The following is a 14,318-nucleotide window of genomic DNA, read 5'->3' as shown; positions in this document are numbered from 1 at the left end:
CCGAACTGGAGAATTGCAGCTTCCGGCAAATCGGGGATTGTATGGCGGCCTCTGCAAAAAAGCAGCTCGTGCAGATGGCGCGCTATCATGGTTGGGCGACTGAACGCCTTTTGAAGGCCGTGGCGTCGATACCGGACGAACCTTACCATAAGTCATGCAGCCTCTTTTTCGGATCGATCCACGGAACGCTGAATCATCTGCTGCTGACAGACAGCGAGATTTGGTATCCGAGATTTACGCAGGCGCAGACAACGGCCCTTTCCCTTGATGCAGAGTTGGAAAGCAATCGCGCGCTACTCGCGTCCCGCTTGATCGCGGCAACTGCGCGCTGGGGCGAATATGTCGATAATCTGGATGAGGCCGCATTGGCTGACGATCTTCGCTATATAATGACGACGGGGCAGGCTCGCACCCTTCCCATGCCAAGCGCGCTGCTCCATGTCTTCAATCACGCCACGCATCACAGAGGCCAAATTACCGCCGCGATTTCAATGCTGGGCTTCCAGTATGAACCGCTTGATCTGCCCTTCCTGATATTTTCCGAACAGGTGTAGACGGCGACGAGCTTCGCCTAACCCTGCCACTCGCATGATCGTGTCAGGGCGCCATCCAATGGCCGCCGTTGACGTCCAGCGCCGCGCCGGTGACGACTGCCGCATAATCGGAAAGCATCATGAGTACCGCGCGGGCGCAATCGTCCTGGGGTGGGATGATGCCGAGGGGAATGTCCTTGGTCACCGCCGCGATGACGTCTTCCGCGCTGGCTCCTTCCGTCACGAGGGAGTCGATATAGGCTTGTACGGGCGCGCCGTAGATCCAGCCCATGCGGCAGCTGTTCACCCGTATTCCTAACCGGCCGAGATCGGCGGCCATATATTTGGTGAGGACGTTGAGGCCGCCTTTCGACACGGCGTAGCCCATTTCCATGCCATGTTCGCCGCCCGCGGGCCGAAGCGTGCCGATGGTCGAAACATTGACCACCGCGCCGCCGCCTTTCAGATAGGGCACGCAAGCACGCGTCAGGCGCAGCGCGCCGAGGCAGTTGACGTCATAGATTTTGGCCCATTGGGCTGCGTCCGCATTGTCAACGAAGGTCCATTCGCCGTGATAATAAGCGCTGTTGATGAGGCCGTGGATGCGGCCGCCAAATGCGGTGGCGGCCTTTTCAGCGAGATCGCGGCATTGTCCGTCATCGCTGACGTCGCATCTGACGGCTATGGCTCGTCCGCCCTGATCCGCGATTTCGGCGCGCACCTGTTCGAGATAATCGATGTTGCGGGCGCCCATGACGACCTTTGCGCCTTCCTGCGCGGCGAGTTTCGCGAGCGCCTGACCCATGCCGGGGCCGACGCCGCTGATCACGATCACCTTGTCCTTCAACAGCATGGCAGCACTCTCCTCTCCGGAATTCTGGTGCCTTTTGAGACCAAGGCCCGATTCCGGTTGCCCTTGTTCTTGCGCCGGTTTATCCACGCGTATCAAGATGCCTGCGAAGAAAAGACGCCAAAATGCGTACCGACGGGCAGAAAATTTGTTGGAGAGGCAGGGCGCCATGGGCCGTTTGCAGGGTAAGGTTGCGATCATAACCGGGGGCGCTCGCGGCATGGGCGCCGCCACCAGCCGCCTCTTTGCCGAGGAGGGCGCGAAGGTCGCCATTGCCGATGTGCTGGATGATGTGGGCACGCAACTGGCGACCGAACTGGGCGACGTAGCGTGTTTCTATCATCATGACGTGACGAGCGAGCAGGGCTGGGCTGAACTGGTCGGCGCGGTCGAAGCCGATCTTGGTCCGGTCGATATATTGGTGAACAATGCGGGCATATTGCTGTTCCGCACGCTGCTGGACACGAGCCTTGCCGAATATGAGCGGGTGTTGAAGGTCAATCTGACCGGCGAGTTTCTGGGCATCAAGGCCGTTGCGCCGGGGATGATCGCCCGTGGCAAGGGCGCGATCGTCAACATCTCTTCGGTCGACGGGATGAAGGGTGCGAACGGGCTTGCCGCCTATTCATCCAGCAAGTGGGGCGTGCGGGGGCTGACCCGCGTCGCCGCGCTGGAGCTGGGGCATCGGGGCATTCGCGTCAATTCGGTGCATCCGGGCGGCGTGGATACGGCGATGACCAATCATGACGGGTCCACGCGGGAAAAGGTGAGCGAGCGGTTCGGCAATGTGCCGCTGCAACGGGTCGGCGCGCCGGAGGAAGTGGCGCGCGCGACCCTGTTCCTGGCGAGCGACGAGGCGTCCTATCTGGCGGGCGCGGAGATTGCCGTGGATGGCGGCATGCTGACCGGGCAATATTATGCACAATTTCCCGGTGCGCCGGGCGTGGATTGAATAGCGGGCGGGTGAACGACAAGACAGCAACATAAGGAGAGATGCCATGATCCGTATCGACTTACCCGAGCAGGATGCCGCCGACCCCTATGGCTATGCATCGCGCAATTATGCGCGCGAGATCATGGGTGCGGCGGGCGGCTTTTCCAAGGCGGTCTATCAGCACAGCCTGTTGTCGCTGCGCGAATTTGAAGGTGCGCGGTCACGGACGGCGCAGATCAACGGTTGTGTGATCTGCCAGCAATTTCGCGCGGCGCGGGACGTTCAATCGATGTTTGCCGCATCGGGGCAGCGGCCCGGTCATACGGTTGCCGACAATGGATCCGCGCCGGATGAGGACTTTTATGCGGCGGTCGAGAATTGGCGGACGTCGCCTGTCTTTAGTCCCCGCGAGCGGACGGCGATTGAATTTGCCGAGCGATTTGCGCAGGAGCCGAAATCGATCGCGCAGGATGAGGATTTCTGGGAACGGGCGCATGCGCTGTTTTCCGACGAGGAGATTGTCGACCTGGCGCACAGCGTGGCGGCGTGGGTAGGGTTGGGCCGTGTTGCGCATGTGCTGGGGTTCGACAGCGTGTGCCTGCCCTTTGCAGAGGTGGCGTAAGGGGAGACGGCTCGCGCGGCTATGATCGGCCGCGCGAGCGCAGGCTGATCAGCCCAGATTGCCGGGTTCCGCCTGAAGGATCATGGGGTCGCCCGTATGCGCGGCCCAGATCGCATCGCGGCGCACGATGCGCCAGCCTTCGGCGCGCCTTTCCCACTGATCGACATATTCGCCGTTGGAATCGAATATGGGTCCGGCGGGGTCGTTCACCCGCTGATGCCGGGCCTGAACATAGGATCGGCTCGTCGCGCGGTCGCCATCGACATCGACCAGGATGCTGCCGATGAGATGCTGCGTGCCGCCGCAGTGGTCGAGGAAGCGGCGCATGTTGGCGGCGAGCGCCGCCATGCCGTGCTGGTCGCCGCCGGTGCCATAGTCGAAGCTGATGTCCTGCGCGAAGACGTCACCCAGGCGGTCCCACTGTTTATTGTCGAGGATGCGGGCGAAGCGGGACAGGCCGCGTATGATTTCCCGCTCGTCCAGCAATGCCTGGAGGGTGATGGCGTTGGACATGTCTGTGCCTTTTTCGTCTACCACCAGCATGCGCGTGGCCGTGCGGTCGAGGAAGTTTTCCTCATCCTGCGCGATCTGGTTGGCGATGTCCTCTTGCGCGGCGACGTCGGTGAAGCGGTCATAAGCAGCGCGGTCGGCGAGCCAGATTTCGGTGATCACGTCGAAGTCGATCGGCGCGGCGCCGGGGAAAAGGAAGGCGCCCTCCAGTTCGACATAATTGCGCCGATAATCGACTATGCCTGGCAGCAGGCGCCGGATCAGGGGCGCGTGCTGCCTTTCATAATAGTCGACGAATGCTTCGCGGGATAGATCCGGCCTGCGTTTCAGCAGTGCGATGCATTTGAACATCGGCGCATCTCCTTGAAGATTATGGCGCCATCCACTGGCCGCCGTTGACGTCTAGCGAAGCACCGCTGACGACGCGCGAATAGTCGGAGATCATCATCAGCACGGCGCGGGCGCAGTCATCTTCGGGTGGGATGATGCCGATCGGGATATTCTTGGTGACGCCCGCGATCACGTCATCACGCTTGAAACCGGCATCGACCTGCGATGCGATGAAGCTTTCGACCGGCTCGCCATGGATCCAGCCCATGCGGCAGGTGTTGACGCGGATGCCGTGGCGGCCAAGGTCGGACGCCATATATTTGCCCAGCGTGTTGAGCGCGCCCTTCGCCACTGCATAGGGCATTTCCATACCGCCTTCGGTGCCATAGGGATTGACCGTCGCCATGGTGGACACGTTCACGACCGCGCCGCCGTCGCGCAGATAGGGGACGCAGGCGCGCGTCAGGCGCAGGGCACCGAGGCAGTTGACGTCGAATGCCTTGGCGAAGTCGCCCAGGTCGGCATTGTCGACAAAGCACCAGTCGCCGTGGAAATAGGCGCTGTTGACGAGGCCGTGGACGCGGCCGCCAAATTCGGCGGCGGCGCGTTCGGCCAGCGTCTTGCACTGAGCTTCATCGCTGACGTCGCAGGGGACGGCGATGGCCTTGCCGCCCTTTGCCTTGATGTCGCTGCACACTTCATCGAGGAAGGCCTGGTTACGGGCGGCGAGCACGACGCTTGCGCCTTCGGCTGCGGCTAGCCGGGCCAGCGCCTGACCCATGCCGGGGCCAACGCCACTGACGATCACGACCTTATCCTTGAGCAGCATCCTCTTTCCTTTCCTGATCCATTTGCTGCTTGCCCGTCATGCGGGGAGCAGCGTTGGCGCGCAGGATAGGTGAAAAAAACATTTGATCAATGCGCTTTTTGCAACATTGGGCGCTATTGTACCATCATATGCGTAGTGGCGGGCGCCAATGCGCACGAACCGGATCAGCGGCGGAGTTGACTGAATTTCCCACTGAGGGGATAAGGTCGAAAGCATATCGGGCCTGATCGGCGCAGCCCGCCGGGCCTGAATATAATAATGTGGAAGGAGAGGACGATGCGCTTTCATCTGGGCGAATCGATGACCGCGATCCAATATTATGCGCCGCTGGCCAAGGCGGCGGAAGCGGCGGGCTATGCGGGTGTCACGGTGCCCGACAGCCTGATCTATCCGAAAAGTTCCGGCACCAAATATAGCTATACCGACGATGGCGGGCGCGAATTCCTGGAGAACAAGCCGTTCCTCGAGTCGTTCATCCATGTGACCGCGATGCTCGCCGCGACGCAGGCGCTGGAGGTGACGACCAATGTCGTGAAGCTGCCGGTGCGCCCGCCGCTCTATGTCGCGAAGATCGTGGCGTCGATCGAAGCCTTGTTCGACAACCGCTTCAACTTTGGCGTGGGCCTGAGCGTATGGCCGGAAGATTATGCGGTCATGGGCGTGCCGTGGGAAGGGCGAGGCAAGCGGTTCGATGAGTGCATCGACATCGTCCGGGGCCTGACCAATGGCGGCTATTTCGAATATCATGGCGAGTTTTTCGACCTGCCGCCGGTAAAGCTCAATCCCGTTCCGACAAAGCCTGTGCCGATCCTGATCGGGGGCCATTCCGACCCTGCGCTGAAGCGCGCGGCGCGCAACGATGGCTGGATGTTTGCGGGGGGTGGCATGGATATGATGCTGCCGATGCTGGAGAAGCTGGCGGCGTATCGGGAGGAACTGGGGCGCAAGGATGCCCCGTTCCGCATCTTCGGTTCGGCCATGGGGGAGGTCGATCTGGATATGATCCGTCGGCAGGAGGATGCGGGCGTGACTGATGTCGTCGCCTCTTTCCGCAATCTCTATGCGGTGGAAGAGGACAGTCAGCCGTTGCAGGAAAAGATCGACGATCTCAACCGCTTTGCCGAGAAGATCATCAGCCGGTACTGATCGGCGCCTCGCCGCCGCCTTGGCGCAGTTCGCGCCAGCGGCTTGGCGATGATCCGGTCCATTGCTGGAAGGCGCGGCGGAAGGCGCCGGTGTCGCTGAACTGAGTACGGCGGCCGACTTCGGTGATGGTGAGGCGGGGGTCGTCGAGCAGCCGGGTTGCGAGCGCGCGCCGTGCCTCGGTCTTGAGTTGCACGAGCGATGTGCCTTCATCGGCGAGGCGGCGTTTGAGCGTGGCGACGCTGATGCTGAACTGGCGGGCGAGTTGGTGCGCGGTTGCGGGCGCCTCGCCACTTCCCAGCATGGCGCTGAACATGTGTTGGATGCGTTCGGAGAGCGGGGCGTCCAACGATTGCGGCTGTTCGACGTCGAAGGGGAAGCGTTCGAGCAGATGCTCCAGCTCATGATGGCTGCGCAGCACCGGGCGGTCGAGATAGCTGGCGGGGAAGCGCAGGCTGTTTTCCGGTGCGCCATGCTGCATGGGCACGGGCATGAGGTAGGAAATGGTCTGTTCGTCCAGTAGCGGAGGATAGCGCATGGCGGCGCCGAGCAGCGGAATATCCTCACCGATCAGCCAGCCGAACAGCCGGTAATAGGTGGAGAGGCCCGCAAGGTCGGACACATAGGCGCTGGCGTTCCTGATCTGGCGCGGGGTCGCCATGTCGAGCCGCGCGACGCCGTCATCGACCTTCAGCCGCAGCCGCCCGGCGCGTGGGCCGATAAGCTCGGAAAAGCGATCCGTCCGCTCGATCACATCCGCCAATGTGCGGCAGGTGATGATGCAGTGGCAGAGCATGTCCACCCCCGCCTTGGTCAGAGGCTCGCGGCCTTCCTGCCGGGCGGCCTGCGCATCGAGCGTCCAGGTGCAATGGGCGTAGAGGCGGGTGAAATCATCCTGCGAAAGCCCGCGCTGCGCGGCGGTTCCGCCGATCGGCGGCCCTATGAGGTGGGACAGGCTCGCCTGCCGCAGAAGATCGGCGGGAGCGACGCCGATTTCCGCCACCAGCCGTAGCAGATCGCGGGCGATGGCGACGGGGACACGCGTTGCCACCGGGCGCGACAGATGTTTGGTGTTGAGCTTTTTTGTCATGACCTTTGAGCTATTTTGGCATTTCCAGAGGTGGGGAGAAAGGGGAAACAAAGGCTTCAAATAGAAAGGATCGAGAGGGTGGCGGACGAGAGCCTGATTGCGCGCATAGACCGGTTGGAATCGCTGGATGCGATCCGTCAGCTGGCCGCGAAATATTCGCTGGCGCTGGACATGCGCGACTCCGACGCCTGGGTGAACCTGTTCCCCGAAGATGTGAAGGTCGGTGGCGGCAAGCAGGGGCGCAAGGAACTGCGCGACTGGTTCGACGAAACCCATTCGATGCAGTTTGATGGCACGTCCCATCATATTGGCGGCCACATTATCGATTTCGATGACCTCGACCATGCGCAGGGCGTCGTCTATTCGAAAAATGAGCATGAGACCGGCGCAGAGTGGGTCATCATGCAGATGATGTATTTCGACAAATATGAGCGGATCGACGGCCGTTGGTATTTCCGGCGCCGCCTGCCGCTTTATTGGTACGCTACCGACCTCAACAAGCCGCCGATCGGTGATCGCAAGATGCGCTGGCCGGGCGTGCAGCCCTATCATGGCAGCTTCCACGACCTGTTCCCGAGCTGGAAAAGCTATTGGGATCGTCTGGGTCAGCCGCATGACGGGCCGGTCGAGGCGCCTGCGCCGCTGGAAAAATTCATTGAAACGATGCGGCGCGGCGCTCCCTTGCCCAAGCCGCGCGTACGGAGCTGATTTGCTATGACGGATATTTTCTCGCCCGTGACATTGGGTGACATTGCGCTGTCCAACCGGATCGTCATGGCGCCGATGACCCGCGACAGGGCGGGGCCGGGCGACGTGCCGACCGACATCATGGTCGAATATTATCGCCAGCGCGCAAGCGCCGGGCTGATCGTGACCGAGGGGACGCAGCCTTCGCCGACGGGCAAGGGATATTGGCGCACGCCCGGCATCCATAGCGAGGCGCAGGTCGAAGGATGGCGCAAGGTCGCCGACGCCGTCCATGGCGGGGGCGGAAAGATCGTCATGCAACTGATGCACGTCGGCCGCGCCGCCGTGCAGGCGAACAAGGATGCGGACGCAGAGACGGTTTCGCCGTCAGCCATTCAGTGCCCGGACAAGATCCCCGGCCCTGATGGCGTTCCGGTGGAAACGGTCGTACCGCGCGCGCTGGAAACAGATGAGATTCCCGGCGTCATTGCGGAATATCTTACCGCCGCTCGCAACGCGATCGCCGCTGGTCTGGACGGGATCGAGCTGCATTGCGCCAGCGGCTACCTGCCGATGCAGTTTCTGTCATCGAACAGCAATCACCGGACCGACCGCTATGGCGGGTCGGTGGAGAACCGCATTCGTTTCGTGGTCGAGTTGCTGGAGGCGCTGGCCGGTGCCGTGGGTGCGGGCCGGGTCGGCTTCCGCATCTGTCCGGGCGTCAAGTTCAACGGCATGGATGATGCGAACCCGCATGAAACCTATGCGGCGCTGCTCAAGGCCGTTGACGGCATGGGCCTGGCCTACTGCCATCTTATCCACATTCCGCTGGAAGGGCAGGATGCGCTGGAGCTGGTCCGTGCCAACTGGAGCGGGGCGGTGATCGAGAATGGCGGGCTGAACCTGGAGAAGGCTTCGGCGGTGGTCGCGGAGGGGAAGGCCGAGGCAGTGTCGTTTGGCTATCTCTACATCGCCAACCCCGATCTGGTGGAACGCTTCCAGACGGGGGCTGCGCTTAACAAGGCCAACAAGGCCAGCTTCTACACTGGCGATGGCGACGATCGGGTCGGCTATCTGGATTATGCGCTGCTGGACGCCTGAGCGGTCAGTAGGGTCACGAGAATATAAGGAGAGCTAATATGGCAAAGCTGCTGGAAGGGCGCACGGCGCTCGTCACCGGGGGTGGGCAGGGTGTTGGTCAGGGCATCGTGCGGGCGCTGGCCGCTGCCGGGGCGAATGTCGCGATCGCTCAGCGGAAGGCTGATCAGGGCGAGGAAGAGGCGCAGTATCTGCGCGACACGCATGGTGTCGACGCCTTTTTCATCCGCACCGACGTAACGCAGCGCGCCGAGGTGGAAGCCATGGTCGAGGCCGTGCACCAGCGGTTCGGGCGGCTCGACATATTGGTCAACAATGCGGGCGCCAGCTTCCCCAAGCGGATCGAGAAGCATAGCGACGAGGATATGGAGGGTTCCTTCGCCCTCAACTATTATGCCGTGTTCTGGGCCATGAAGGCGGCTTTCCCCATCATGAAGGCGCAAGGCTATGGCCGCGTGATCAACCTGGGATCGCTGAACGGCGTGAACGCGCATATGTTCACCGTCGCCTATAATGCCAGCAAGGAAGCGATGCGGGCACTGACCCGGACGGCGGCAGTGGAGTGGGGGCCGCACGGCATCACCTGCAACACCATCTGTCCTTCGGCGACGAGTCCGCAGGCAAAGGATTATTTCGCGGCCAATCCTGAGATGACGCAGGCGATCCTGCAACAGGTTCCGGCCGGGCGCTTTGGCGACGCGGAAAAGGATATCGGCCCGGTCGCGGTCTTCCTGGCGAGCGAGGGCGGCGGCTATATGAGCGGCAATACCCTCTTTGCCGACGGCGGCGCGCAGGTGAACGGCGTCGCCTGGCGGCCTGAAGTAGAGGATTGATCGCCATGGAACGGCTGAAGGGAAAACGTGCTGTCGTGACCGGCGGCGCGCAGGGGATTGGCGCGGCTATTGCGCGGCGTCTCGCTGCCGAAGGGGCGACGGTCGCGATACTTGATCTGGATGCGGCGGCGGCTGGCGCCGTGCTGCCTGCGCCGCATGTGGGGATTGCCTGCAACGTGGCGGACAGCGCTTCGGTGGACAGGGCCTTTGCGCAAGTGAAGCAGGCGCTGGGCGGGGTCGACGTGCTGGTCAATAATGCCGGGCGGGGAAGCGCGGCGGGCGATGGCATGGACCGCTATTATGCGGCGCAGGGCGAGCGGGCTGAGCAGATTGCGCGTGGCGAGGAGCCGACGACCTTCGTCGATCAGACGATCCATTGCGAGGATGAGGGCTGGTCCGGCGTGCTTGCCGTGACGTTGGACGGTACGTTCAAATGCAGCCGGGCGGCGGTTCGGTTGATGGCGGAACAGGGGACTGGCGGCAGCATCGTCAACATCGGATCGACGTCTGGCGTGAAGGGCGATGGACCCATCCCCTATTGCGCGGCGAAGGCGGCGGTGCTGGGCATGACGCGGGCGATGGCGCGGGAACTGGCGGATCGCGGCATCCGGGTCAATGCGGTCAACCCCGGCGCTACCGAAACGCCCATCTATGCGACTTTGCCTACGGAGATGAAGGACATGATCGCGGCGGACAGCCTGATGAAGCGTCTTGCCCATCCGGACGAGATCGCAGGCGCCGTGGCGTTTCTGGCAGGGGATGACGGCAGCTTTGCCACCGGCAGCATCGTGACGGTGAATGGCGGGGCTTACTTCACATAAATAGAACGGATTGGAGCAGGACATGAAGGCACTGGAAGGCAAGGCAGCGATCGTAACCGGCGGCGCGCGCGGGGTGGCCAAAGGTGTGGCGACCGCTTTCGTCAAGGCTGGCGCGCGTGTCCTGATCGTTGACCGCGAGGAGGAGCTTGGCCGCGCGACCGAGGCGGAACTGCGCGCGCTGGGGGGCGAGGCGCATTTCCTGGCGGTTGACCTGGCGCAGCGAGCCGAGTTGCCGAAGATCGTCGAGGCGGCGGTCGGGCATTTCGGCGGTTTGGATGTGCTGGTGAACGCGGCGCAAGCTTCGCGCCAGTTGCCGATGGCCGAAACGACCGACGAGGCCATGGAACTTGCTTTCGACACCGGCTTCTGGCCGACTTTCGTGTTGATGCGTGAAGCCTATCCGCATCTGGTTAAAGCCAAGGGCTCTGTCATCAACTTTGCGACCGGCGCGGCGTTCGATGCTATTGCGACGCAGGGGTCCTACTGCGCCGCGAAGGAAGCGATCCGCGCCATTTCCAAGATCGCGGCGAGCGAATGGGGCGCAGAAGCGGTGCGGGTGAATATCATCTGCCCGTTCGCCAATTCACCGGGCGTGATGGCGTGGAAGGAATGGGCGCCCGCCGACTATGATACGCAGATCAGCAAGGTATCACTGAAGCGGATTGGCGATTGCGAAAAAGATATTGGCGCGGCCGCCGTTTTCTTGGCAAGCGACGCGGCAGGTTATATCACCGGCCAAACACTGATGGTGGATGGGGGGCAGACAAAGGCTTTCTAATCCCTATCATCTAGGAGAGGAAAGTTCTTTCGTGACCGATATTTCGCTTCACCGTCCCTATCCCGCCAGCAAGGTCGAACGGTGGGATTTCGAAACCGACATCGCGGTGATCGGCTTTGGCGCCACGGGTGCGTGCGCGGCGATCGAAGCGGCAGAAGGTGGCGCGCGGGTCATGCTGTTCGAACGTGGTTCGGGCAGTGGCGGCGCGTCGGCACTGTCGGGCGGTGAGATTTATATCGGCGGTGGCGGCGGGACGGATGCCCAACGCGAGGCCGGGTTCGAAGACAGCACGGAGGATCTGGCCGCCTATCTGAAGGCGGCGGGCGGGCCGTGCGCGGATGAGGCGAAGTGCGACCTTTATGCGCAGGAATCGCTCAACCACTATGCCTGGCTGAAGGAGCAGGGCATTCCCTATCGCGGCAACTTCCTGCCGGGCAAACATATCGAGCCGACCGATGATTCAACGCTGATCTGGTCGGGGAGCGAAGCGGCATGGCCCTTTTGCGAGATCGCGAAGCCCGCGCCGCGCGGCCATGTGATCGCGCATATGGGGTGGGGCGGGGGTCGGCCGCTCATCGACCTGCTGGAGGCTCGAGCGAAGGCGCTTGGCGTTGAGGTGACGACGGACGCGCGGGCGGTGGCGTTGGTGCAGGATGACGCGCGGCGGGTCGTCGGGGTCATCGTGCGCATCGACAACGTCAATCGCTTCGTCCGTGCGGCGAAGGGCGTTATCCTGTGCACGGGCGGCTTTGCCTTCAACGAGGATATGCGCCGCCGCTATTGTCCCGAGACGTTCAAGATCAGCAGCCCGATCGGCGATCAGGATGACGGCGTGGGCATCGAACTGGGCGTCAGCGCGGGTGGCGACGCCGTCCATATGGAACAGTTTTTCACCACCTGTCCCTGGACCATGCCCGAACCGCAGGCCTATGGCGTTTTCGTCAATCAGGCGGGGCAACGCTTCATCAATGAGGATTGCTATCACGGCCGGGTCAGTCGCGCTGCGATCGACCAGTTGGGGGACCGGGTCTACCTGTTGCTGGACATCGCCCATTTTGACGAGCCGCTGCCCATGGCGGGGATAACGATCGCGGGGACCGGCGACAGCTGGGAAGAGGTGGAAGCCGAACTGGAAATGGCGCCGGGCACGCTGTCGGCCACCATGGCGTTCTATAATGAACATGCGCGGGAGGGGCGTGATCCGTTGTTCCACAAGCGCGCGCCGATCTTGACGCCGCTGGATCAGGGACCGTTCGTGGCGCTGGAGCTGAATTTCGCGACCAGCTATTTCAGCTTCTTCACGCTCGGGGGCTTAAGGACATCGACCGATGGCGAGGTGCTGGACCGGGCTGGCGCGCCGGTGGCGGGCCTGTTCGCGGCGGGGCGTTGTACTTCGGGGCTTCCGGCCTGGGGGCATGGTTATAGTTCCGGCCTCAGCCTTGCCGACTGCACTTTCTTCGGACGGCAGGCCGGGCGGAAGGCGGCGAGGGGCTGATTTTCACCTGTCGGTCAAGACCTGATCCATTTGCATGATGTGCGGCGTGGCCCGTCGCATCATCATGATGGTCAGAAACACAACCGACAGGAGAGTGACTTGTCCATCGATCAGGGCCGCAAAGGTCTGCGCTTCGCCGTTATTGGAGCGGGCATGGCGGGCATCCTTGCCGCCATCCGCCTGCGCCAGGCGGGCGAGGATTTCACCGTTTATGAAAAGGCCGGAAGGCTGGGCGGCACCTGGCGGGAAAACCGCTATCCGGGCCTGACCTGCGACGTGCCAGCGCACGCCTATACCTACAGCTTCGAGCCGTACGCGGAATGGGACGCCTATTATGCCAAGGGCGGCGAAGTACAGAGATATTTCGAAAAGACGGCCGAGAAATACGGCATCATGCCACATGTCCGTTTCAACAGCGAAGTCGTGTCTACGGTGTGGGACGAGGGCGCTGGCGTCTGGCGGCTGGGGCTGATCACCGGCGAAGAGGTTGAGGCCGAGGTCGTGATTGCCGCTTCTGGTGTGCTGCACCATCCCAAGTTGCCCGATATTGAGGGATTGGACAGTTTCGAGGGACAGGCTTTCCATAGTGCCCGTTGGCAGGATGATGCCCCGATCGATGGCGCGCGGGTCGGCGTGATCGGCAATGGGTCTACCGGCGTGCAGATCATCACGGCACTCAATATGCGTGCGTCGAAACTGGTGCATTTCCAGCGGTCGCCGCAGTGGATCATGCCGGTTCCCTATTTCCAGTATAGCGAGGGAGAGAAAGAAGCATTCCGTCGCGATCCCGCGTTGATCGACGACATTCGCAACAACAAGGAATATTGGGACAACATCTTCCGCTTTACTCATGCGATCACGGACACGCATGGCCCGGAGATTGCGGCGATCGAGGAAATCTGCCTCGACAATCTGGAAAACAGTATCCGTGATCCTGAATTGAAGGAAAAGCTGCGCCCCAATTACCGCGCGGCTTGCAAGCGGCTGATCTACAGCTGGTCCTATTATGATGCCGTCCAGCACCCCAATGTCGAGGTGGAGCGCGATCGGATCGCGCGTGTGGAGGCCAAGGGCGTACGGATGGAGGATGGGCGGCTGCATGAACTCGATACGTTAGTGCTGGCGACCGGCTTTCATGCAGACCGCTTTATCCGGCCGACCACGGTGCTGGGCCGGGGCGACGTTTCACTGGATAATGTGTGGGCTGTTCGTCCGACCGCTTATTATGCTGTGACGATCCCGGGCTTTCCGAACTTCTTCATGTTGAATGGGCCGACGGGACCTGTCGGCAACTTCTCCCTGATCGACATTGCGGAGAAGCAATGGGCCTATGTCGATCAGTTGCTGGACCTCCTCAGATCCGGAGAGGCGCGGGCGGTTGAACCGAGTGCTGACGCTCATGCAGATTATGAGGAAAGGCGCATCGCGGCGGCGCGGACGACGATCTTCGGATCGGGTTGTAACAGCTGGTATCTGGATGCGACTGGCGTTCCGGCAAGCTGGCCGTGGAGCTATGAGGCGTTTGCCGATGCCATGGCGGCGCCGGTGATGGCGGATTATCGGGTTGAGGCTGGGGCGGAATTGGTTGGGCGGTGAGGGGTTTTTAATCCCTCAAATCCGTTCGGGCTGAGCTTGTCGAAGCCCTTCACTGCTAAAAGGAAGTAAAGCCCTTCGACAGGCTCAGGGCGAACGGGGCGAGGTGGTCAAGATAAGGGCCGCCTAGATACAAAAAGGGGAGCGTTGCGGCGCTCCCCTCTTCTTTGGC

General features: G+C 62.1%; 15 protein-coding genes. 11 read left to right on the top strand and 4 right to left on the bottom strand.

All coding sequences use genetic code 11. The features are described 5' to 3' along the window. Positions 1-41 precede the first annotated feature (41 nt). Positions 42-554: a DinB family protein gene (locus ACZ5YV_RS15690; protein ID WP_464789320.1), complete on the top strand. Its 513-nt coding sequence runs from the start codon at positions 42-44 to the stop codon at positions 552-554. Between the two features lie 43 nt (positions 555-597). Here ACZ5YV_RS15690 and ACZ5YV_RS15685 read toward each other — a convergent pair whose 3' ends face one another. After that, positions 598-1,386, bottom strand: coding sequence for an SDR family oxidoreductase (locus ACZ5YV_RS15685; RefSeq protein ID WP_464789319.1), 789 nt, complete (start codon positions 1,384-1,386; stop codon positions 598-600). 166 nt (positions 1,387-1,552) lie between these two features. Here ACZ5YV_RS15685 and ACZ5YV_RS15680 point away from each other — a divergent pair, with 166 nt between their 5' ends. Then, entirely contained in the window at positions 1,553-2,335 is a 783-nt protein-coding gene (locus tag ACZ5YV_RS15680) for a glucose 1-dehydrogenase (protein WP_464789318.1), read from the top strand. Positions 2,336-2,381: 46 nt separating this feature from the next. Beyond that, positions 2,382-2,939, top strand: coding sequence for a carboxymuconolactone decarboxylase family protein (locus tag ACZ5YV_RS15675; protein ID WP_449468780.1), 558 nt, complete (start codon positions 2,382-2,384; stop codon positions 2,937-2,939). Between the two features lie 48 nt (positions 2,940-2,987). Here the strand turns inward: ACZ5YV_RS15675 and ACZ5YV_RS15670 are convergent, their stop codons facing one another. Next, positions 2,988-3,800 carry a nuclear transport factor 2 family protein gene (locus ACZ5YV_RS15670; RefSeq protein ID WP_464789317.1) on the bottom strand — a complete coding sequence of 271 codons (813 nt, stop codon included), beginning with the start codon at positions 3,798-3,800 and terminating at the stop codon, positions 2,988-2,990. Between the two features lie 19 nt (positions 3,801-3,819). Continuing rightward, positions 3,820-4,608 carry an SDR family oxidoreductase gene (locus ACZ5YV_RS15665; RefSeq protein WP_464789316.1) on the bottom strand — a complete coding sequence of 263 codons (789 nt, stop codon included), beginning with the start codon at positions 4,606-4,608 and terminating at the stop codon, positions 3,820-3,822. A gap of 276 nt (positions 4,609-4,884) precedes the next feature. Between ACZ5YV_RS15665 and ACZ5YV_RS15660 the strand changes: the two genes are divergently transcribed. Next, the gene (locus tag ACZ5YV_RS15660) at positions 4,885-5,754 is read left to right on the top strand and encodes an LLM class flavin-dependent oxidoreductase (RefSeq protein WP_464789315.1); all 870 of its coding nucleotides are present in this window, start codon (positions 4,885-4,887) and stop codon (positions 5,752-5,754) included. Here ACZ5YV_RS15660 and ACZ5YV_RS15655 read toward each other — a convergent pair. Further along, complete coding sequence (locus ACZ5YV_RS15655; protein WP_464789314.1) at positions 5,741-6,841, bottom strand: helix-turn-helix transcriptional regulator; 1,101 nt, start codon at positions 6,839-6,841, stop codon at positions 5,741-5,743. The two genes, ACZ5YV_RS15660 and ACZ5YV_RS15655, sit on opposite strands and share 14 nt — an antisense overlap. 78 nt (positions 6,842-6,919) lie before the next feature. On the opposite strand from ACZ5YV_RS15655, the gene ACZ5YV_RS15650 reads away from it, so the two are divergent. The 7 genes from ACZ5YV_RS15650 to ACZ5YV_RS15620 all read left to right on the top strand — a co-directional run bounded on the left by ACZ5YV_RS15650 (position 6,920) and on the right by ACZ5YV_RS15620 (position 14,149). Beyond that, positions 6,920-7,549 carry a nuclear transport factor 2 family protein gene (locus tag ACZ5YV_RS15650; RefSeq protein WP_464789313.1) on the top strand — a complete coding sequence of 210 codons (630 nt, stop codon included), beginning with the start codon at positions 6,920-6,922 and terminating at the stop codon, positions 7,547-7,549. Between the two features lie 6 nt (positions 7,550-7,555). Further along, positions 7,556-8,629, top strand: a complete 1,074-nt coding sequence (locus tag ACZ5YV_RS15645; protein WP_464789312.1) for an alkene reductase — start codon at positions 7,556-7,558, stop codon at positions 8,627-8,629. A gap of 38 nt (positions 8,630-8,667) precedes the next feature. Then, positions 8,668-9,459, top strand: a complete 792-nt coding sequence (locus tag ACZ5YV_RS15640; RefSeq protein ID WP_464789311.1) for an SDR family NAD(P)-dependent oxidoreductase — start codon at positions 8,668-8,670, stop codon at positions 9,457-9,459. A gap of 5 nt (positions 9,460-9,464) precedes the next feature. Further along, the gene (locus ACZ5YV_RS15635; protein ID WP_464789310.1) at positions 9,465-10,280 is read left to right on the top strand and encodes an SDR family NAD(P)-dependent oxidoreductase; all 816 of its coding nucleotides are present in this window, start codon (positions 9,465-9,467) and stop codon (positions 10,278-10,280) included. Between the two features lie 22 nt (positions 10,281-10,302). Beyond that, positions 10,303-11,058, top strand: coding sequence for an SDR family NAD(P)-dependent oxidoreductase (locus ACZ5YV_RS15630; RefSeq protein ID WP_464789309.1), 756 nt, complete (start codon positions 10,303-10,305; stop codon positions 11,056-11,058). A gap of 31 nt (positions 11,059-11,089) precedes the next feature. Continuing rightward, the gene (locus tag ACZ5YV_RS15625) at positions 11,090-12,553 is read left to right on the top strand and encodes an FAD-dependent oxidoreductase (protein WP_464789308.1); all 1,464 of its coding nucleotides are present in this window, start codon (positions 11,090-11,092) and stop codon (positions 12,551-12,553) included. A 99-nt stretch (positions 12,554-12,652) separates the two neighbouring features. Beyond that, on the top strand, positions 12,653-14,149 hold the full coding sequence (locus ACZ5YV_RS15620; RefSeq protein WP_464789307.1) for a flavin-containing monooxygenase: 1,497 nt from the start codon (positions 12,653-12,655) through the stop codon (positions 14,147-14,149). Positions 14,150-14,318 lie beyond the last annotated feature (169 nt).

The organism is Sphingobium sp. TomTYG46 (genome assembly GCF_055396345.1).
The sequence above is the reverse complement of the archived record's forward strand: the minus strand, read 5'-3'. Positions and strand labels throughout refer to the sequence as shown.

Coding starts and splice junctions, on each gene's coding strand:
- ACZ5YV_RS15635 (WP_464789310.1), top strand. CDS start 9,465: ATGGAACGGCTGAAGGGAAAACGTGCTGTCGTGACCGGCGGCGCGCAG.
- ACZ5YV_RS15665 (WP_464789316.1), bottom strand. CDS start 4,608: ATGCTGCTCAAGGATAAGGTCGTGATCGTCAGTGGCGTTGGCCCCGGC.
- ACZ5YV_RS15685 (WP_464789319.1), bottom strand. CDS start 1,386: ATGCTGTTGAAGGACAAGGTGATCGTGATCAGCGGCGTCGGCCCCGGC.
- ACZ5YV_RS15640 (WP_464789311.1), top strand. CDS start 8,668: ATGGCAAAGCTGCTGGAAGGGCGCACGGCGCTCGTCACCGGGGGTGGG.
- ACZ5YV_RS15645 (WP_464789312.1), top strand. CDS start 7,556: ATGACGGATATTTTCTCGCCCGTGACATTGGGTGACATTGCGCTGTCC.
- ACZ5YV_RS15660 (WP_464789315.1), top strand. CDS start 4,885: ATGCGCTTTCATCTGGGCGAATCGATGACCGCGATCCAATATTATGCG.
- ACZ5YV_RS15680 (WP_464789318.1), top strand. CDS start 1,553: ATGGGCCGTTTGCAGGGTAAGGTTGCGATCATAACCGGGGGCGCTCGC.
- ACZ5YV_RS15675 (WP_449468780.1), top strand. CDS start 2,382: ATGATCCGTATCGACTTACCCGAGCAGGATGCCGCCGACCCCTATGGC.
- ACZ5YV_RS15630 (WP_464789309.1), top strand. CDS start 10,303: ATGAAGGCACTGGAAGGCAAGGCAGCGATCGTAACCGGCGGCGCGCGC.
- ACZ5YV_RS15690 (WP_464789320.1), top strand. CDS start 42: ATGGCGGCCTCTGCAAAAAAGCAGCTCGTGCAGATGGCGCGCTATCAT.
- ACZ5YV_RS15670 (WP_464789317.1), bottom strand. CDS start 3,800: ATGTTCAAATGCATCGCACTGCTGAAACGCAGGCCGGATCTATCCCGC.
- ACZ5YV_RS15655 (WP_464789314.1), bottom strand. CDS start 6,841: ATGACAAAAAAGCTCAACACCAAACATCTGTCGCGCCCGGTGGCAACG.